At 42.9% G+C, this 21,325-nt stretch carries 14 protein-coding genes and 1 tRNA gene; 4 read left to right on the top strand and 11 right to left on the bottom strand.

Annotated features, from left to right (window positions below; genetic code table 11):
• Positions 1-95 precede the first annotated feature (95 nt).
• Positions 96-776 (bottom strand): ribulose-phosphate 3-epimerase, encoded by a 681-nt coding sequence (gene rpe, locus IE165_RS15600; RefSeq protein ID WP_189627569.1) that lies wholly within the window; start codon positions 774-776, stop codon positions 96-98.
• A 139-nt stretch (positions 777-915) separates the two neighbouring features.
• Between rpe and IE165_RS15605 the strand changes: the two genes are divergently transcribed.
• Both IE165_RS15605 and IE165_RS15610 read left to right on the top strand, forming a co-directional pair.
• On the top strand, positions 916-3,057 hold the full coding sequence (locus IE165_RS15605) for an HD family phosphohydrolase (RefSeq protein ID WP_189627570.1): 2,142 nt from the start codon (positions 916-918) through the stop codon (positions 3,055-3,057).
• A 107-nt stretch (positions 3,058-3,164) separates the two neighbouring features.
• Positions 3,165-3,251 (top strand) — tRNA-Ser (locus IE165_RS15610).
• 376 nt (positions 3,252-3,627) lie between these two features.
• Here the strand turns inward: IE165_RS15610 and IE165_RS15615 are convergent.
• From IE165_RS15615 to IE165_RS15650, 8 genes are all read right to left on the bottom strand, one after another.
• Entirely contained in the window at positions 3,628-4,806 is a 1,179-nt protein-coding gene (locus IE165_RS15615) for a DUF4998 domain-containing protein (RefSeq protein ID WP_189627571.1), read from the bottom strand.
• Between the two features lie 8 nt (positions 4,807-4,814).
• The gene (locus IE165_RS15620) at positions 4,815-5,996 is read right to left on the bottom strand and encodes a DUF5000 domain-containing lipoprotein (protein ID WP_189627572.1); all 1,182 of its coding nucleotides are present in this window, start codon (positions 5,994-5,996) and stop codon (positions 4,815-4,817) included.
• Positions 5,997-6,011: 15 nt separating this feature from the next.
• Positions 6,012-7,901, bottom strand: a complete 1,890-nt coding sequence (locus tag IE165_RS15625; protein WP_189627573.1) for a RagB/SusD family nutrient uptake outer membrane protein — start codon at positions 7,899-7,901, stop codon at positions 6,012-6,014.
• A 1-nt stretch (position 7,902) separates the two neighbouring features.
• A complete protein-coding gene (locus tag IE165_RS15630; protein ID WP_189627574.1) occupies positions 7,903-11,067 on the bottom strand; it encodes a SusC/RagA family TonB-linked outer membrane protein in 3,165 nt (1,054 codons plus the stop codon).
• A gap of 236 nt (positions 11,068-11,303) precedes the next feature.
• Positions 11,304-12,926, bottom strand: coding sequence for a RagB/SusD family nutrient uptake outer membrane protein (locus tag IE165_RS15635; RefSeq protein ID WP_189627575.1), 1,623 nt, complete (start codon positions 12,924-12,926; stop codon positions 11,304-11,306).
• 22 nt (positions 12,927-12,948) lie between these two features.
• Entirely contained in the window at positions 12,949-16,005 is a 3,057-nt protein-coding gene (locus IE165_RS15640) for a SusC/RagA family TonB-linked outer membrane protein (protein WP_189627576.1), read from the bottom strand.
• A gap of 158 nt (positions 16,006-16,163) precedes the next feature.
• Positions 16,164-17,798 carry an alpha-L-fucosidase gene (locus tag IE165_RS15645; protein WP_189627577.1) on the bottom strand — a complete coding sequence of 545 codons (1,635 nt, stop codon included), beginning with the start codon at positions 17,796-17,798 and terminating at the stop codon, positions 16,164-16,166.
• A 204-nt stretch (positions 17,799-18,002) separates the two neighbouring features.
• Complete coding sequence (locus IE165_RS15650; protein ID WP_189627578.1) at positions 18,003-18,401, bottom strand: L-rhamnose mutarotase; 399 nt, start codon at positions 18,399-18,401, stop codon at positions 18,003-18,005.
• Between the two features lie 146 nt (positions 18,402-18,547).
• Between IE165_RS15650 and IE165_RS18580 the strand changes: the two genes are divergently transcribed.
• Together IE165_RS18580 and IE165_RS15655 are read left to right on the top strand one after the other, a co-directional pair.
• Entirely contained in the window at positions 18,548-18,676 is a 129-nt protein-coding gene (locus tag IE165_RS18580) for a hypothetical protein (RefSeq protein ID WP_262891183.1), read from the top strand.
• 65 nt (positions 18,677-18,741) lie between these two features.
• Complete coding sequence (locus IE165_RS15655) at positions 18,742-19,623, top strand: helix-turn-helix domain-containing protein (protein WP_189627579.1); 882 nt, start codon at positions 18,742-18,744, stop codon at positions 19,621-19,623.
• A 347-nt stretch (positions 19,624-19,970) separates the two neighbouring features.
• Here the strand turns inward: IE165_RS15655 and IE165_RS15660 are convergent, their stop codons facing one another.
• On the bottom strand, positions 19,971-21,008 hold the full coding sequence (locus IE165_RS15660; protein WP_189627580.1) for an aldo/keto reductase: 1,038 nt from the start codon (positions 21,006-21,008) through the stop codon (positions 19,971-19,973).
• A gap of 2 nt (positions 21,009-21,010) precedes the next feature.
• Entirely contained in the window at positions 21,011-21,274 is a 264-nt protein-coding gene (locus IE165_RS15665) for a hypothetical protein (RefSeq protein ID WP_189627581.1), read from the bottom strand.
• Positions 21,275-21,325: the final 51 nt, after the last annotated feature.

Genomic DNA, 21,325 nt, shown 5'->3' on the forward strand with positions numbered 1-21,325 from the left:
AAAAACGGGTATTTCAATTGAAAATAAACACGCCTGATGAAAAACCGAGCAGTCCCTATTTGAAGTAAATCTACTGAAGCTGCTAACAAATGGTCCTAGACAGTCTTCGTCCCGATAGCAATGTGTTTTAGCTGCTGAACCGCTGCCGACGGGTCTTTCGCACCAAAAACACTGCTTCCCGCTACAAGCACATCCGCACCAGCCTCCAGCAGCTTAGCCGCGTTACTCGCCCCAACACCGCCATCTACTTCAATAAGCAACGCATCCTGTACACCTGCTGCCATGGCCCGCAGTTCCTTAATCTTCACGTAGGTTTGCTCGATAAATTTCTGTCCTCCAAAACCTGGATTGACAGACATCAAACAGACCAAATCGATATCGCCGATCACATCTTTCAGCAAGTCGACAGGCGTATGTGGATTTAAGGCGACACCAGCCTTGCATCCCAGCTCGTGAATAGCGGCCAGCGTACGATGCAGATGTGTACAAGCTTCGTAGTGAACCGTAATAACCGCCGCTCCGGCGTCTTTACAAGACTTTAAATACCGATCTGGATCCACAATCATCAGATGTACATCCAGCGGTTTCGTCGCATACTTAGCAATAGCCTGCATAACAGGAAATCCGAAGGAGATATTGGGCACAAATACGCCATCCATAATATCAATATGGAACCAATCGGCCTCGCTATTATTGACCATTTGTATATCGTCGTAAAGCCTAGCAAAATCTGCAGCAAGCACTGAGGGAGCAATCAAATGTTTTGTCGTAGCCATGATCTCTAAATTTTACGCAAAGATAGGGAAGTCAGTTACCATTCTCCACAGAATTTCTTAAATTAATCGACAAACGGATTCCGCGAGAATGTGTTACCTTTGTGTGGAATGGTAGTTTTACAAATAAAAGATACGGTAAGTGGCTAAACTTAAGATAAATTATAGCGGAGAAAAGAATCAAAATAACTCCTTTTTGGTCAAGTTTGCAATGGTTATTTTGGCAATTGTCCTGATCGGTATTTTTTTACCCAAACAACCGCGTTTTCGGTACGAATTTCAGAAGGGCAAGGCTTGGAATCACGACAACTTGATCTCACCCTATAATTTTGCGATCTTGAAAACGCAAGAGGAGCTGATTCGAGATAGAGAACAGATTCTAAAGACTGTACAACCTGTATATACACTGAATGCTAGCGCTAGCAAGGAGCAAATTGACCAATTTAATACCGATATAGCCGAAAAATGGCAGATTGGAAATATGGACACGTTGGGAAAGGGTAATCTGGAAACTTACCAAAACGTGGGTAACGCGTTGCTAAATTACGTCTATAACCGGGGTATTGTATCACTCAACAACCGCTATCAAAACAAAGGTCTGGATCCTGAAAATGTGGATAAAACGCAGCGGGAGTACAATTTTACGCTTATCCACGAAAATATCGCACAGCAAAAAAACACGGCGGATATCTTCACGATTGAATCAGCGAATCAATACATCCATCAATCGGTAGCCAAAAACACGAAAATAGTTAGAAAGGCATGGCTTTCAGAGATTTTGAAAAATTACGTCACCTTAAATTATATTTTTGACGAAAACCTCACCAATAAAGTAGAACAGAATGCCTTAGCCAACATCTCCAGCACTAGAGGGGTAGTGCAAAAGGGCGAGCTCATTGCCGAAAAGGATAAGATAATCAATAATGAAACCTACCAAAAACTGGAGTCACTGCGCAAGGTTTTTGAGGATGAAGCACGCATCAGTGGTAACCAGAATTTTGTGGCAATTGGCCAGTTCATCATGATTTCGATGTGTATCGCGCTACTCATGGTATTCCTTTACTTTTTTCGCTCGTCCATCTATGAGAACAACAGGCTCGTCATGATCATCCTGATTGTGATCATAGCCATGCTGGGGGTTCTCTCTTGGGCGCTTAACATGAAGATCCCGAACCTCTATTACATTCCATATTGCAGCGTACCCATCATTTTCCGTGTGCTTTTTGATACCCGAGTGGCGTTGAACATCCATCTGCTTATGGTGTTGATTGCGGCTCTTTTCGTGCCGAATAGCTACGAATTTGTTTTTCTTCAGTTTATTGCGGGTATGGTATCCATCTATAGCATCAAAACGCTAGTCAAGCGGGAACAATTCTTGGTTTCCTCGCTTATTATTCTGGCCACCTATATTGTTGCCTATGTCGGTTTGGTGTTAACGAGAAACGGATCTTTCAGTAATATTTACTGGGTTGACATCGCTCCATTTATCGTTAGTGTTGGACTTACGCTCCTTGCCTACCCTCTTATCTATGCATTTGAACGTTTGTTCGGCATCGTATCCGATCTCACCCTGATGGAGCTAACCAATAGCAACTCCCGTATCCTGCGTGAGCTATCCCTTAAAGCTCCGGGCACCTTCCAACATTCACTGCAAGTGGCAAACCTCGCGGAAGCGGCAATTTACAAAATCGGTGGAAATCCTTTGCTCGTTCGAGCAGGCGCACTTTACCACGATATCGGGAAAATGTCCAATCCACTATTCTTTATCGAGAACCAACGCTCCGGAACAAATCCGCACGAGGAGCTAACGCCCGAGCAATCGGCGCAGATCATTATATCGCATGTGCACAAAGGGGTGGAAATGGCTAAAAAAAGTCTCTTGCCGGAAGTGGTGATTGACTTTATCCGCACGCACCACGGCACTACCCGGGTGGATTTTTTCTACAATATGTTTGTAAAGAACAACCCAGACAAGCTGGTAGATGAAAGTATCTTCCGCTATCCGGGGCCGGTACCATTTTCCAAAGAGACAGCTGTACTGATGATGGCCGACTCGGTAGAGGCGGCATCTAGAGCGCTTAAAGAGCCCAGTGAGGAATCCATAAATAAGCTGGTCGACAAAATCATCGACTATAAAATTACACAACGCCAATTTATGAATGCAAATATCACCATGCGTGATATCACAGAGGTCTCCGACATATTCAAAGCGATGTTAAAAAGTATTTACCATGTACGCATTGACTACGATGTCAACAAGCGCAGCAGCGCCGCTATGCCCTAGTTAAAAAATCTTTTTGACTGTCAGAACGTTATTGTTTTTTAGTAAAAAATACGTTTCTACGCTTTGCAGAATAAAATATTTGCGTTATGTTTGCACAGTCGAAACACGGAGAGGTGCCTGAGTGGCCGAAAGGAACAGTTTGCTAAACTGTCGTACTGGAAACGGTACCGCGGGTTCGAATCCCGCCCTCTCCGCAAAGACCTAACAAAAGTTCAACGAAAGTTGGACTTTTGTTATTTTTAGCAATAGTTAAGGGATGAGAACCCGCAGGCTTCGAACTTCGCTCGTTTAGCGCCAAGCTTGGGGATGTGGGGCTAAACATATCCCGCCCTCTCCGCGAAGACCTAACAAAAGTTCAACTAAAGTTGGAACTTTGCTCTTTTTGGCAATAGCCAAAGGGTAGCTGAATTACCATCCCAACAGGGCGGTAATTCAGCTAATGACACGGTTTGTTTTACATTCCCGTCGAGGCCAATCAATTTATTCTATTTTTTAAGGGCGTAGTCTAAAATAAAAATATACTGATCAAACTCGCCAACAAATCGGAGATATCGCCAGGAAAGGCTCCTACTATTCATTCTCGCGATACAAACGTACACTGGAAATACGCACGCTCGTTGGATTATTTTGCACCATTGTCGAAAGAAAACCTAATGTCACTAATTGTCTAGTATTGAGTTGAAAAGGGACGGCTATATCCTTATTATTTAAAAAATTATCCGTAAGCCTGAAGGCCGCTATTGCAGAGTCAATGGATTCCACATTCGAAAGGTTGGAACCTGCACAGACCAACATATACGTTGCTTCGCAAGTGTAGTCGATATTGGAAACTCGGGCTACCATCCGATATTTTCCACTTGGAAGCTGTATAGATTGGGAGATCTTTCCATTGATAATGGGAGGTGTACTCCAATATTCGAATGATAGAAATCCGCCATTATTGACATTATCGAACCCTCCAATTCCATCGTGATTTTTGGCGGCGGTATTTGTGTCCCAAGATTCTAGATTGCCCCACCTACCTGAAATATTGGTACCACGAAAAGGTGATCCTGCATTTTTCAACAAGATCTCATTAACTTTTAAGGTTATCTCTGGTGCGTAAAATGTATCTATAGCCATAGGATCAGGTTTGTACATTGTTCGATAAAATATTTGTTTATCAGGGTCACACCCCTCCAACTCTGTTGTAAGTTCATCATTGGAAATGTACTTAATCCTCTTTTTTCCTAAAATAGTTTCATAAGACAAGCTAACTCCGATAGATGCGCTATCTGCCAATAGCCAGCTGACAAACGTATTACCATCTGGTTCGTACTTTATGCCGTCAACTGATCGATTAGGTAGACTAGCTTCATAATTATCTCCGTATACCATGCCGTATGTATAAACGGAAACCGACCTGTTTCCCTCCTGATCCATGGTAAATAATTCGAACGTGTGAAATCCCTGCGTCAGGCCATCTATCGTTGTGCGAACCGTGTCGACACCTGCTCCACGCTGAATATCGACTTTCTTTTGCTCTGCTCTATTGTTCCAATAAATCGTTGCTGAACTTACCTTTGGATCCGATATGATAAGCCATTGAATATCTACTCTTTCCCTACCAGAAAAGACTTTGACAGAATCAGGTTTACCAATATAAATTATTTCTTGGTCATCAAAGAACCTTTTGTAGTCATCCATTTTTGTACAGCCCAGCAGACAAAAACTGATAAATAGCACATTTAAAAAATATATCTGTCTCATTTTGTTTTTCAATTACTGTCATTTCCATAAAATGTCATTTCCGAAATGTGCGCAGCCTGACCTCCCGATCCAACCCAAGGTTCTAACACTTTTATTCGGATATAGCGTACCCTAGGAGCATCTAGTGATACATTCGTTTCTTCTCCGCGAGCGGCGGCGGCGACATCTTCAGCGGTATTCATACCCAACGGCTGTTTTGACGGTTTATCGGACACACATTGAGCCAGTAAAACCCAATTTTCCCAGCTTCCGTCACTGGAGGGATTAGCCGACCCCCATACTTCGTATCGTTTTGGATTTCCGTGGTTGTATATCCATTGCCCCTGCCTCTGCCACAACACAAATCGGCTCAATTGCACCTGAACACCTAAGTCAAAGCTAAAATGCATGGGCATTGGCGCGTCTACGGAATGCCACATGTATCCTTCGGCAGCGACGACCCTATCCCATAAATTTGGAATAGGGAGTCCCCAGCCAACGGCGACATCGCTGGGTAAGGTAATGCTTCGAAATCTATTTTTGTCAAGTTCCCGTTCGTAAATAGGAGTTAACGTACGAAATAGCGTGTCCGTTCGGTTGTTCCAACGATCGCGCAAAAAGATCGCAAAATCTGTGCTATTCGATAAAAACCCTCGGGCGGTGAGCGACACCTGCTTGCGTGAGGTGTAGAAGGTTTCCTTATCGATATACTTTCCTAGACTGTCTCGATAGGCGACGACCAATGATAGCGGCGCTTCCGTTTGGTTGGAAAATGTGACATTGACCCCACCGAAATCAGCTCGAATATCCAAACTTTTAAGCACATCATACACGGGGGGGAGCAAACACTGTACCTGAACAACTGTTGGTGATGATCTAACCTCTGTTCGGCTGACAGCATAAAGCGAAACCTCATAGGCGGCCGTATCGGCAAACCCCTCTATGGTAATGGTGTTGGTATATCCAGATGACTTTCCCTCAATCTTTTTTCCGTATTTATCAGTATATTCAGCCGATACATAAAGCAGGTCTCTTTCCTGAGGTAAGTTATAGGTAATTTTAACAGTTCCAGGAAGCGCTTCTATTTTAGTAACGGAGATTTTTCCGGGGGCTTGTCCCGCTGTGTATATTGGTTCGATCTTAGGCTCCTTACAACTGTAAAAAAGCATAAACGCATTGATCAATGCAAAGGTTTTATATAAATTAATCATAACTAAGTTTAAAAGTTACCAACCTGGGTTCTGTACTAAATTTGGATTGACTACCAGACTATATTCCCTAATTGGCCATAAATAATCTCTTGGACTGGTAAATCTTTGATTATACAACAGTTTTCTTCTGTAATAGTTACCGGCATCTTCCTGTTCTACGTCCCAGCCATAAATGGGCTTATTAAGTTCCTCTGCTGCAAGCTTCCACCGCCTTAGATCCCAAAACCGATGACCTTCAAATGCCAGCTCTACTAGCCGTTCCTGTCTGATAACATCACGCAGTCCATCTTTGGAGAAAATTGTCGAAGGATTACGTGCAAAATCACGCCAGGAATCCTGAAGGGTAGGTATACCAGCTCGCTCCCTAACCATATTAAGATATTTGGACGTCTCTTCTCCAGGACCATTGACCTCATTAGATGCTTCTGCATATAATAGATATAGGTCGGCAAGCCTTATGACGGGCCATGGATATTGTTCCTGGGATATGGCTTGTCCGGACTGAATGACAAATTTCCAGTTCACTAATTTTTTCGGGAAATAACCAGTAATAGAATATCCAAAAGCAGACTTTCGAGATTGTGCCTGTCCTGATTTAGCCTGAACTGGCCAAGTTCCATTTTCCATGTACCACAGTGATCCGTCGAAGGCCATACTGGCATAAAATCTCGGCTCACGTTCAAAATGTAGAGCGGCGGTAGTATAACCTTGTTGCAAATAGTCCAATTCACCAGCTTCCGCAACTTTCAGCATGAAACGACCTGCATAATCCCAAGTTTTGTCTTCCTGTATAGGCAACCCGTTGCGGGTATAGAAGCTTTCCGCCATTCCCAAGGTTGGTGCGATTTGACCAAATGTCGACTCATTACCGGGATAAGCGCTATTAAGCCTCGGCATGGACTGAAGCTGTATGCCCGAACCGGTTCCGTTTGTAAATCCCCAAATGACCTCTTCATTCCATGGCTCACAAACACTGTTTCTTATATCCATTTCTTTACGAATTCGGTCGTTAACCGTAACCAAAGCACTCGAAAAACGGTACAGATGTATGTTTGCTTTTTCGCAAGCCGCAATGGCTTCCTTACAGGCCAAAAGTGCCCTTTCCCACTTTTGCAAATCGAATCCTCGACTAAACAAATTGGTACCGTCCTTATTCGCCAGCCCGGTATAATCATTATTTCCGTTAAATAATGGACTAGCAACCGTTACCAATACCTTCGCTTTTATAGAAAGTGCAATTGGTTTAGTGATATGTCCAAGTTCTGTCGCCCTATTTTGGATCTGATCCGGCAGCTTTGCAGCTGCACTATCCAATAAATCAACAATGTAATTAGCTACTTCGTCAATAGAATTTCGCGAAACGCGAACTTCCTCTTTAGAAGCAGATATAGGTATATTGCGATCCACAATAGGGATTGCGCCATACATGCGCATTAGGTAGAAGTGATAATAAGCTTTCAAAAACTGTACTTCGCCGATCCAGCGGTCTCTCATAAATGGATCAAGATCGACAACTTGATCCACGTTCTCTAAAAATATATTACAGTCCCGAAGTGCTCTAAAAAGTGGCTTACCTGACTGCTGTCCATCCCAATAGTTGAGATAAGGGTCTACGATGCCCTGATTTCCCCTTGCTATTTCTTGAGGAAAAGTAGGCAGCCTACTTAATCCGGTAATTGGCCAATAAGTCCACAATTCGTCTCCCCCCAATAACGCGGGGTTTTCGTATATATAACTTTCCTGTGGCAAATAGGAATAGCAAGTGAATAAAAATTTTTCAGCTTCATTCCTATTGGTAAAAGCATTATCTATCGTTGCTACGTTATCTGGAACGATGTCCAGATAATCCTTGCAGGAGGTCAACAAGACCGTCGAAAACAAGGTAATAATGTATGTGATCTTCATGTTAAAAGCCAATTTGTAAACCTAAATTAAAAACGCGTTGTACGGGATATCCAAGACCATTTCCCCCCATTTCGATATCCCAAAGCTTAAAGCCAGTGATGTTTGCTAGGTTAATACCACTGAGGTATGCCCTAGCCATCCCCAACTTCACATTTTTTAATACTTTTTGAGGGATGCTGTAACCAAATTCTACGGTCTTTAGTCGAAGAAACGCACCGTTACGCATAAACCATGTACTTGTCTGTCCATTGTTATTGTTAACCGCATTGCTCAACCGTGGCCACAGCGCGTAAAGATTCCTATTACTCTCCGACCAATGATCATTCGCATAGGCCTCCAAGAGCGCATTTTGAGTTCCTGCAAGGCTTTCGCCAGGATAATTATAGGAAACAAACGGTGCCGTAGCTCTCGGGTCTATCCAAAAAGATGATCTTGCGGAGCCCTGCATAAAGACCGATAAATCGAATCCTTTCATGCCAGTTGAAAACCCGAAACCATAGATTATTTCAGGAACTGTTGGGTAACCTATGGGCACCTGATCTAGATCGGTAATACGACCATCCATGTTTAAGTCTCTGTATTTTATGTCGCCGGCCATATAATCGCCGTAATTTTGGCGAGGGGCGTTAGCGACTTCGAATTCATCCACAAACAATCTTTCGGCGACAAGACCAAAAACCTGATTGATCGAATTGCCCGGTCTGAGCTTATATTGCTCCGCATATTCTGGCTCTTCGTATTCGAGAAATTCACTTCTTGCGTAGGTAAAATTCCCACGCATTTGAAGCCATAATTCACCAAATGATTTGTTAAAGTCGGCAGATAGGTCTACACCATAAGCCTTTGCTCGGCCCACGTTAGCCCTGACGTCTGCCGACAAACCCATCGTGGTAGGTATCGCCGCCCTATTCATCAATATATTGTCACGGGTTTCATTAAAATAATCGACCTGAAGTTCAAAAGCGTTGAAAAGTCCAAATTCAAATCCAGTGTTAAGTTTTGTTGAACGCTCCCAAGTGATCAACCTGTTATCGTATCGATTTACGGTAATGCCCGGTCGGTAATAATTGAATCTTTCCCCAAATACTGCACCTCGGCCATCATCATTCATGTTAACCTCTGAAAGATAAAAAAAACGGTCATCCGCCCCGCCTATCGCGTCATTGCCTACCATTCCATAGGTTGCGCGCAACTTCAGTTTAGTAACGATTTTTGAAAGTGGCTCCCAAAACCGTTCATTGGAGATATACCATCCGGCACCAGCGGCTGGAAAAAAACCATATCTTTCGGTCTCATAGAATCGTTCGGATCCGTTATAACCGAAATTAGCTTCCAGCATATAGCGGTTGTCATAACCATAGGTAAAACGTCCCGACAAACCTTGATTTCTGTAAGGAAGCGACCTTTGCAAAGTACCTTGATTAGCGAAAAGTTGTTGTCTGCGTATATAGACTAAAAGACCACTAACATCATGCTTTCCAAAGGTATTTATATAATTGACCGCTCCTTCCATATAAACCGTTGTATTGATATCTTTCGCACCTTCGTTGTAGTTAAGATATTCTGTAGCACTATTTTCGTTTAACAAAGCCAAAGCATAGGTATCATTAATTGCGTTGTATCCCGTGGCACGATAGTAGAATGGATTATAGTTACGATTCAAATCGAAAAAAGAGTAACGCGAAGTATTAAATAGCCCGCGCAGACTTAATCCCTCGGTAAGTGCTCCTAAATCCTGTTTAAGTTCAAATTGGGCATTCATTAAAGATTTTGAATAATCCTTGTAACCTTTTACCATATCGGCATATGGATTTATAAGCGAGGCTCCTTCCACATTTCCAAACAAAATATGATTTGTTCTAGGCATGAGCTCGGCAGGAAAGAAGGCCGGGAAATCGACAGGAGATGATCGCATTATTTTTGTATACATTCCGCTTCCGCCATCAATAGGGCCTCTGTAATCATCGAAGCTACCTGACAGTCGCACGATAACTTCAGTGGATTTTGTCATATTGAGGTTTATATTTGAGCGAAGTTGGTAAGATTTCAAGTTGATGTTGCTGTTGAAATTGTTACGCTTGTCCACTTTTAAAATCCCATTGTCCTGATTCATCGTTCCTGCGATATAATAACGAGCAACCTGACCGCCACCGCTTGCACTAAAATTATACCTTTGATTGGTCGTGTAATCCCGCAGTAATGCGTCCATCCAATCTACCGCGGGATAAATATACTCATTGGCACCGGCAGCAGTCTGGTCTATTTTGTTCTGCGCATATGGAAGCGAGCCCAAGGGATTTCTTGTCAGTACCGATTCATTCGCCAGTTGCATATAAGTTACCGGATCTGCCAGTTTGATGTTTTTTGTCGGCGAAGAGAATGAATTCTCGGCTCGAAAAGAAATTTTCGCAGGTCCTTCCTTGCCCGCTTTCGTCGTGATCAGGATCACGCCATTTGCACCTCTAGCGCCATAAAGAGCTGTTGCGGTGGCATCTTTCATGATCGAGAAACTCTCGATGTCATCCGGTTGCATGCGTGCCAATTCTGTTGCACTAACCTCTACGTTATCTATCAAAATAAGTGGATCCACTTTATAACCAAAAGTGGTGACACCCCGAATGAAAAACGATGCGTTGTCTTGACCTGGCTCGCCACTACGCTGGTAAGCGATAACCCCAGCAATACGGCCTGCCAATGCGGTCGTTAAGTTGCTGGAAGGAACCTTTAATTCTTTGGGACTCACCGTCTCTATGGCACTGACCATGCTCGATTTACGTTGGGTACCAAAGGCAACTACCGTAACCTCGTCTATATCGTTATTCTGACTCTCCATGACGACATCAATACGATACTCGCCAGAAGACAATGGAACATAATTTTGTAGAGATAGCTGACTGCTTTGATGACCGATGTGAAAAAATTTCAGCGTGCTACCTGCTGGCACATTCAAAAGATAGCTTCCTGTACTATCTGTCGTTGTGGATAACGAACTTCCTTCGACAACAACGGTCACACCAATTAACGCCTGCGATGCATCTTTGACAACGCCTGAAACTTTTACTCGCTGCGCATCGGCTGAATGGATTAGGCCAAAAGTAAAGAATAGGAAAGGTAAATACCGCAAGAGGCCTAAGGGCCATTTAGGAGATTTTTTTCGGTGAATCATATGTCTTTAAAAATTGGTTAGCAAAGTATTCTTCGTCTTTTTTTAGAATAAGTAGTGATCAGCAACTAGAAAAAACTGCCCTTAACCACTATTGCACTAAATAAAAAACTAACTTATTACAGTAACAACTGCCTGCAAAAGCCTTGCTGACAGCAACTAAAATTTAGGCTTGGTTTACTACAGCCAACTATAGCGTCGGCTGTAGGTAATCTCCTTTATCCATCACAAAACCTCCATTAATAGCCTTTATTTTGGGTCAACTTCGGGTTTATCTGTATTTCGGAAAGCGGTATTGGCCAAAGTTCATTAACTCCCACTTTAAACGCACGCTTTTGATAAATCAGGTATCCCTCCGCATCCACTGCGAAATCATTATAAGTATTCGGCGTGTTGGTCAGTTTCATACCGGTAAACTGCCAATTAAGTTCTGTACCGGCTATTCCCCAGCGCAGAATATCGTAATATCGAAGACCTTCGAATGCAAACTCGACGCGTCTTTCGCGTCTTATTATATTGCGCAAGACATTCCTGTCTGTTAACGTTACTGCAGGCATTTGGACATCAGCGCGTCCCCTGACCAAGTTAATGGTGTTGTCAAGCAACGTTTGGTCAAGTGTAGAACCGGCTTCCAAAGCAGACTCCAAATAGCCCAATAAGACCTCAGCATATCGTATCAGCGGGAAATTTGCCCCATAATTCATCAAATTTCCGTCGAAAGACTCGTCCATAAATTTTCGTATAGAATAACCGCTCCAATTATATCGATTAAATCTGTCCGGTGAGGAAGTACCGGGCCGAGATACGTAGGTTTGCCCTTTAAAAGTTGAACGGTCAGAGATTAAAATCGTATAATCCAATCGTGGGTCCCGGTTTACATAAGGGTTATGCACCTCGTACGTAGGTGACTCTTCAATGGTTTTTCCATCGCTACACTCGAAACTCTTCACAAGTTCGTTGTAAGGCGAAAATTGATGCCAACCGCCCCAAGTTTCTGGGTATAGATATTGCAATAGTACATGTCCAAATACATCTTCCTTGTATTGCGAACTCAATACTACTTCCTTTCCCCCACCGTTGCCCAGATTAAAAACAGATTGGTAATTTGGCGTTATTTCATACACCTTAGCATCTATCACCTTTTTGTATACTTCCTGCGCGCTGGACCACTTTTCTCTCGCCATTAGTAGCCGCCCTTGTATGGCTAGCGCCGCACCAGCAGTGATCCTCCCAGATTCACTGGTTGGCCGCGTATTGGGAAGTAGTCCGTAGCTTTCATCGAGTTCGGTTTCTGCAAAATCCCAAACTTCATCCCTAGAGGCACGCTCAACACTATTTGCCTGATCGATGGATAGAATATTTTTTACCAGTGGTACTCCTCCATAATAAAGACCTAAATTAAAATATTCGTATGCACGCAGTGTCCGAACTTCAGCAACCAACGAGGCTTTCAAATCATTATCCATACTCACCAGATCGATATGATCAAGAAAGTTATTACAGGCAGCAATCTTTTGGTAGGAATTTTTCCAATAGGATTCTACGACCCAATAAGCCGAGTTCAACGTTCCGTCTGTCATCCTGTCGGGAATAGATTCCTTTTCCGACCCATTGCCGGCCATCATATCCAAAAAAACCATGCTCCTAGGCGTCCAAAAATCTTCACCTTTCCAAAAGCCCCCAGTATTATAGCATCCAGTCAATGCAAGCATTGCATCACTTTCGGTTTTCCAAAAAGTGGCATCTGAAATAGCATCCAATGGATTCTTATCAAAAAAATCCTTGCTACAGCCATTTAACAGTACACTCGACGAAAATATTGTAGTAACCACCAATAGGCGGCAAATCATATTGGTTTTCATAATAAATATATTATAATGTCTACTAAAAATTAACATTAACTCCAAAAGTGTAAACACTTGTTATCGGGTAAAACGGCGTATTATCTCCGGTCGCCTGATTCATTTCAGGATCCCATCCTCTATAGAAACTATTGAAGGACAGTAGATTTTGTCCACTTAGGAACACACGTAATCGGGAAACACCGATTTTCTTGATTGTCTGTTCACCGAACGAATAACCTATTTGCGCATTTTTCACGCGCAGGAAAGAAGCATTCCTATTCCAAAACGTTGAAGTCATGATTGTTCCTGATCCCATATTTAAACTGCTAAGCTTAATATAATCAGCATTCGGATCAGGATTTTCCGCAGTCCAACGACCATCGGCCTGCCACTGTTGAATCTGCCCCCCGTTATAGAAAGCAAACGCCTGGTAAGCTCCCATTTGTCTTTCGAAACCAGCCAAACCATGGAGGATCAGCGAGGCATCAAATCCTCGGTAATCGAGATTCAAAGTTGCCCCAAAGCTATACTTTGGCACCGTGTTTCCGATGATCTGACGGTCGTAAGTGGGGTCGACAATGCCATCTGGGACCCCGTCCGGTCCGCTGATATCTGCATATCGCACGAATCCAGGCTCAGCAGCATATGGTTGCGTGGCATAGTCAGCGACATCCGCGTCGTTTACAAACAGACCATCAGCACTATATCCATATATCGCGCCCAAGGAATGTCCTACAAACAGTCCCTTAGCGATATCCTGCTGAAGATCCCCTGCTAAACGCGTTACCCTATTCTTTGTATAGGTAAAATTTGGGCTGAATGAAAAGCCTACTTTGCCTATATTACCGCTATATCTTGCCATTAATTCTATACCCCGGTTTCGGACCGCCGCTGCATTTACCTCAGAGGGGGTTAAGCCAAGGACACCAGAAACAGTCAAATTATAAAGAATATCATCGGTATACTTGTCGAAGTAATCGACTACAAAATCTAACTTGCCGTTTAGTAAGGTTAAATCGACACCTATATCGGTGACCGTCGTTGTTTCCCAGGTTATGTCCGCATTGGCTAGGTTCACAAGCCTAGCCCCAGGAGAAAACACATCCCCTATCGGGTAACCATAGCCTAAATTGAGAACATTTTGATAGGGATAATTGCCTATGTTCTGATTCCCCAGTTGCCCCCAAGAGGCTCGCAGTTTGAGGTTATCGATAGCTGTCACATTGTTTTTGAAAAAGGATTCTTCTGAAATCCTCCAACCTGCTGATATCGAAGGAAAAAGTCCCCATCTTCCACTGCCAGGAAACCTAGAAGTACCATCGTAACGTGCATTTGCTTCCAGCAAATAGCGATCGTCAATATTATACTGTGCCCTACCGAAGAAAGATCTCAACGCCCACTCTTCTCCTGAGCCCGAAGATTGCATATTTGATGACGCACCTGCGTTCAATTCATGTAAAAGATTACTGGGAAAATTATCACGGAACGCCGATGTCCAATCCGAACGGTAGCGTTCTTCTGAATATCCTCCCAACAGATTCAGTACGTGGGTGCCAAACTTCTTATCGAGGTTAACCAGCGATTGTAGTGTAATTAAGGAGTTGTCACCCGAGCTTACATTAAGATTATTCGGGCCTACGGTTTTATTTTCGTCAAAGACGAAATTTGAAGTGAAGCTATTATCGGTATAGTTGGAATAGTTGTAACCAGCTTTTCCGCTCCAAGTAAGACCGGGCAAAAGTTCCCAGGCTAGTTCGGCTCCACCAAGGAAGAACTTGTTGGCACGGTTAACAAAAGACTCACTCGACATCCATGCTTCAGGGCTGTAGTTGTCTTGGTATCCATAAGTACCATCGCTTTTTCTTCCAGCGTAAATGGGTCCTTGGCGTACAGCGAAACCTATCATATGCATCATATCGCCATCAAAATGCTTTGGTTCTGCGGTTTTTGCCGTGTTTCCGTTTACATTGACCTTTAATTTTAAGTTTTCGAATATTTCGCTGTCGAAATTCAGTAAAAAGTTGTAACGCTGGTAGTTGTTTTTCGCTACGATTCCATCCTGATTAAGATAACCTAGGGAAAATAGATAGCGGCTTTGGTCATTTCCCCCTGAAAAGCCAAGATTATGGTTGGTCTGGAACCCGGAACCGGAATTCAGTAAATTTTTTAGATGGGGTACATTTGGATAATTATCCGGATCGCTACCAGAATTAAACTTATTGATTTCTTCCTGTGTGTAGGTTAGCGCTCTGCCCATATTTGTATTCGCTTCATTGAAGAGTTCGGCATAACTTCCAGAATTCACGAAATCCGGTAATTCGGTCACACGTTGCCAACCTATAGTATTGTTATAGTTCACCATCAGACGTCCGCTTGATCCCCTTTTCGTTTCTACCAAAATAACACCGTTTGCTGCCCGTGTTCCATAGATCGATGCGGACGCAGCGTCTTTGAGCACCGATATGCTTTTAATATTGTTGGGATCAATGTCATTTAAAGATGCCGCCAATCCATCGATTAAAACAAGTGGTTCGTTTCCTGCACCAGAAAACGTACCAAGACCGCGTATTCTAACTGAAGCCCCATCGTTGCCTGGTCTTCCAGCCCCCTGCGAAACGGATACCCCTGTAGCTAACCCAGCTAAAGCTTGAGAAGCCTGCGTAATAGGCCTGTCTTCAATATCTTTTGCTGAAACGGATGAAACAGATCCGGTTAAATTGACTCTTTTTTGGGTACCATAGCCTACGACGACAACCTCTTCAAGACCAGCACTTATCGATTTAATTTCAAAACGGTAGAAATCTTTCCCGTCCAAATTGAATTCTGTTGTAACAAATCCGGTAAACGAAACAACCAAGATTCCGCTTTTTGCGTCGGTCTGCAGTCGAAACTCGCCCTTACCATCCGTTGAAACTGACATGACCGTCCCTTTGACGGTCACCGTTGCCCCAGAAAGCGGTTCTCCATTTTCGTTAATAACAATACCGGATATTAATCCAGACGTTTGAGCAGAAAGAGACCACACAAACAATAACAGCGATGCGATCATCACGTAACGCCATTTAATAGCACCACAGAAAAAAAATCCAGCGATCATTTTGAGTTTTATTAAGTTCGAAAAAAGGCGGCTACACCTTGGCAACCACCACTAAATATTTGGTTAGCGGTATAAATATAAATAAGCGCATTCTTGGATGGCTGATACCGTATACAGCATGTATCAGCCATCCACCAAGAACACTAAAGCATCACAAACTAAGATATTCTGAGCACGAACGCTATGTCGTCTCTATACACATGCTTGGGAATATTTACCTCTAGGTGTGTGTTATGCCTGACAAAATCTAAAGGATTATTACTGCCCAAAGCCACTATTTTGCTTATTTTCTTTCGTTTACTATTCGTTTTTCCCAGCGATTTGATAGTGACTGTATTGTTATCGGGAATTCCCAGCACCGTAGCAAATAGATCCTTCCCTTTGGTCGTGAAACGGATATCATCTGCTGTGAAGGGTTTACCTTTGCCCTCGTTGAATCCCTGGGCCGTCAATTCTGGTGCATCTTTCTGTGCAGGACCTTCACCGAAAACATCCCACGGCCTGCTTCCTATTATCGCTTCAGAATTTACCTGCATCCAATCTGCTATCCCCTCGACCACCAGGCGCGCCTTATCATCCAAAGAGCCGTCTCCACGAAGCGGAACGCTCAAAAGCAAATTGCCATTTTTACTAACGACATCCACCAGCATGTGAATCACCGTTTTTGCCGATTTGTAATGTCCGTTATCATATATCCTCCGATCGTAATGCCAAGCACCTATACAGGTACAGGTTTGCCACGGCTCGGGCTCTATTTTATTGCTCTGACCACGTTCTATATCCCATACCATGCATTTACGTTGCTTTTCATCCAAAATCTTTCCGTTTATCACGGCCTGTAGTTTTCCACCATGCCATTTTTGGTTTTCGTTATAGAAATGTGCCGCTATCTGAAGACCTACATCACTTATAGGCCATAGGGGAAGCGCAGTATCGTCGAAATATACAATATCTGGTCTGTAGTTATCAATAAGCTCTAATGTTCTATCCCTGAAGTTTTCGCAATAGTCTTTCGTGGGTACGTTTACGCCAGTACTGACATCCCAGTGCCATTGTCTATGTATACTATGTCCATCCTCGCTATCTTTGCTCAAGGCATGATCTTGGGCGTAAAGTCCCTGCGGATCCATACCCTCCCACCATTTGCCTTTACCATCTGACTCGCTTAGCTTGCCGTCGTATGGAATCCCTTTGAGCGGTCCCTTTTTATCCGATCGTTGTGCAGTCTCATACCAAGTCCAAGCATGTGCGGCATGAACACTCACGCCGAAACGCATACCTCTTTTTTTAGCTGCACGTTCCCATCCTGCTACAATATCCTTTTTTGGACCAACCATCGTACTGTTCCATTGGTGATGACTACTCTTATACAAGTCCAAATTATCATGATGATTGGCAAGCGCCATAAAATACTGTGCACCGGTACGGGCATATAGATCCATCAATTGTTCGGCATCCCATTGCTCGGCCTTCCATTCGTTTATAACGTCCTTGAATCCGAATTGAGAAGGATGACCGTAGGTCTGTACGTGATAATTGTATTGATCAGATCCTTCCTCGTACATACCTCTGGCATACCAATCGCCACGCTCAGGCTGACATTGCGGGCCCCAGTGCGCCCATATACCGAACTTTGCATCGCGGAACCATTCGGGAACGCGATAATTCTCTAAAGAAACCCAATCAGGTCTAAACGGCACCTTCACCCAATTTCCCTGACCATGGGAAAATTTACTTAAATAAAGAGCTGGAATAGCTGTTCCCAACATCTTAATAACTGTTCTCCTATTCATAAATCTTCTTTTTCGTAAAATCCGTTGAATGACCTCCGTTGACAGATCTGACAATTTTAGGGTAACTCTTCGGTTTATAAAAGGGCTATTATTATACTAACAAATGTAAGTGTCTTTCAAAAGAACAAAACCCACGTTATCGACAAAAACTTGTCCTTTATCGACTTTGACTCAGTAAAGCCGCCGCATCACCATACTGATCGCTCAGGATATACGCGGATACAAATGGAAAATCCTATCCATCAATCTCCATTTTTTGTCCGTGCTCCCCTTCTTGCTCTGCTGGAATGAGGACATCCAGCATTCCCATTCTTGCTGTCTTGGAAGTGTGGCCAAAATGTTAAAAGCATCTTCCCACTGGAAATCGACCCCTGTTTCTACGATCATAAAAAGCTTATTCTCCAATAGATAAATTTCCATCTCCAAAATGCCAACTTGCTTTATCCCTTCCCTAATTTCCTGCCAATGAACTTCTTCGCTGTGCGCGGCAACATACTTGGCAATAAGTTCGGCATCATCGATTAAATCAAGTGTTTGGCAATAGCGTTTTATTGGTTGTGCGTAATTTTTCTGAACGGCACCATATCTATCTTTTATCTCCATTATGGTTTGTTTGTTACTGATGTTACCTTATTCTATTGTCACCAAGATTAGGATTTTGCTTAAGGAGCCACGCACCTTAGGTGAAACAAATCAAATGCACAATATACTTGGCTACTACTGTTAAGGCCTACAAGTCAAAATTAGCCATGAAAAGCCACCTGCACTTGACCGTCATCGATAAGAACATGCACTTAATCGATATTTTAAAGGCCAACCTATTGACACATGCCGTAAAAGATGGTTACCTTTACGCTAACGACGAAGGACGTATTTAAATAGACTATACCATAGGCAAAGGCCAACATATTCATGCAACTGACCCTTATCTTGAAAAAGGCATATGAAAAGAGAAAAGTACAATTTAGATTTTATCCTGTTGAACATTGGTTATGCCGAACATCATGCAGATTGGAATTGGAAAAATATCAATAGCCCTTTTGCTAGAGTTCATTATATAGTAAAAGGCGCCGCGAAAATCGTGCGTAACGGTGGTAAGATAAAATTAAAAGAAGGGCATCTTTATCTCACTCCCTCCTATACACCCCATGGGTACGAGTGTGAGGAGGATCTTACCCTTTTCTACATCCACATTTACGAAAGTCCAGATAAACCACGCAGTATTTTTGATCTATTTAGTTTTCCCGTCGAAATAGTCGGCGATCAACTCAGCGCCAATTTGGTTAAGCGTCTACACGAGATAAACCCAGGAAGGGAACTTTCTTATTATGATCCGAAAGATTATGACAATTCTACCGAGCTAATCAGAAATATAGCACTTCAGGGAAATACCCCGTTGGCTCTAGAACTCGAAAGTCAAGGAATTATAAAGCAGATCCTCTCTCGCTTTTTTGCACAAGCAGAAGAGAAAATCCCTAATGTAGACGAAAGGATGTCTAGGGTACTTGACTACATCCATTCGCACATTGATACCACGATATCCATTTCTGAATTGGCTGATATTTCCTTCTTGACGAAAGATCACTTGATCAGATCATTCAAAAAACAGATCAATTGCACACCTGGAAAATACATCAACCGAAAAAAGATCGAAAAGGCGCAGCTCATGTTATTAGTGGGAGACTATAGTGTGCAAGAGCTGGCCTTTAAATTAGGCTTTGATAATGTTTTTTATTTTAATCGCCTTTTTAAAAAGCTGACAGGCGAAAACCCTACCTCTTACAAAAAAAGACTCAAAGTTTTTGCCAATCAAGCAAAAGACTAAAATTCCACTTCTACTTTTATAATCCGGCTATCTAATCCTAAAAAAGATTCATGAGCAGCGGTACATATTCCACCGGCAAGCTACGGCATACATGTAGCCAACTCTCCTTTCGCAAATGTCCTGTCGCCTTCATCTACTATACGGACGGCAACCTCATGTCCTAAAATCCTCGGATAATCAAAAAAAGTTGACTTGCCTTGAACGCATGAAATAGTCCGTTCCACAAATTTCTACCTGAGGAATCTCTACCAGCACCTGATTTGGTTGCGACTTAGGAATTGGCATCAACCTATATTCAAACCTGTTTGATTCTAAGCATATCAACGTATCCATACTATCTAAAGGCATTATCCAAATACCCTTTCCAATAATCCGAGTGCATGCATTTCTTCCCAAAAAGCAGTCGGGATAACCTTGGACGCCATGTTTATATTCGGCCTCACCTTCTCGGGTTTCGTCGTGTTGAGTGCGATACTCGCCACTCCTGGGATATTGAAGCTAAAATTGAAACATGCTTCCGCTGGCTTTACTCCATGTTTAGCGCATATCGACCAGAATTGATCTCGCCAGTGGTATAAATCTTGTCCTGCTTTAGTACCCCTGTCCACCAAACGATAGTTATAATGATCGCCTCCTGTAAGAAATCCGCCATTGAAGACTGCTGAATTCACAACACAAACTCCGCGCTTCTGTAGCTCCTCAATAAAGTCCACTAATTCCTGTGGATGGCTATGTATAGTCAGGCTATTGGCGATCATTACCCAATCTAAATCGATATCAGACGCAATTCGCTGTACAACTTTCCAATCCTTACATCCTACCCCTATGCCAATGACTTCGCCTGCCTCACGCAATTCCAAAAGTGCCCGGTAAGCTTCCAAGACCTCCCTATACCGCAATTGTGCTTCTTCCGCTGAATCTGCTGTTGCTAGGTATTCATCCGGATCATGCACGGACAAGAGTGCAGCTCTGTATGGGTAAAGGAGATTGTTTCCCTGCACGTAACATTCTTTTATTCCGTTATAACTGATCCTTTGCTCGGCATCATTTTTAATCCCTTTCCATACTCCTGGCTCAAAGGTTGGCTCTTTAGTGAGCAAAGGTGTCTGAAACCAACCCAATTTATTACTGATCAAAACACGCGATGGATCAACATCCAGATCCTGTAGACATTTCCCCAAAACATGCAATGACAATCCCGCTCCATATTTGCCGGCAGAATCAAAAACCGTTATCTCCTGCTCGTCGCCCTTCATGGATTGCTCAACAACCTGAAGTTTGGAATTGTAAGGAATATCCTCATAAAGATTACCTAGCCCACTTGTTCCAAACACAATTGGGGGGAGGGAAAGGGGTTGCTTCTTTCTGTATTTATTTTTATCCATATCTATTTATTAGGTAAACCAATGATAATTCCCCATCGATAGCCTACACGCTTCATCAACCGACCCGCCAATAAAGCCATAACCAAATAGACAATATAGACGGAAGAATCCACTAAAGTAGATTCTGCGGTAGATAAGTCGAAAAATCGCTTTAAACGCGTAATTAATATGGGCTCTAAATTATGCGCAACTTCCCAAAGAAACAAAAGTGTAGTTATCAGGATGAACACGCCCGTAGCCTTTGTTATGTTTTTAGACTTGATCACGATTTGTTTTTAAATAGAAAATACCTAGGTGAAATTACAATTATGAAAGCC

The organism is Sphingobacterium griseoflavum (assembly GCF_014653155.1).
In the GTDB taxonomy this organism is placed as follows: Bacteria; Bacteroidota; Bacteroidia; order Sphingobacteriales; family Sphingobacteriaceae; genus Sphingobacterium; species Sphingobacterium griseoflavum.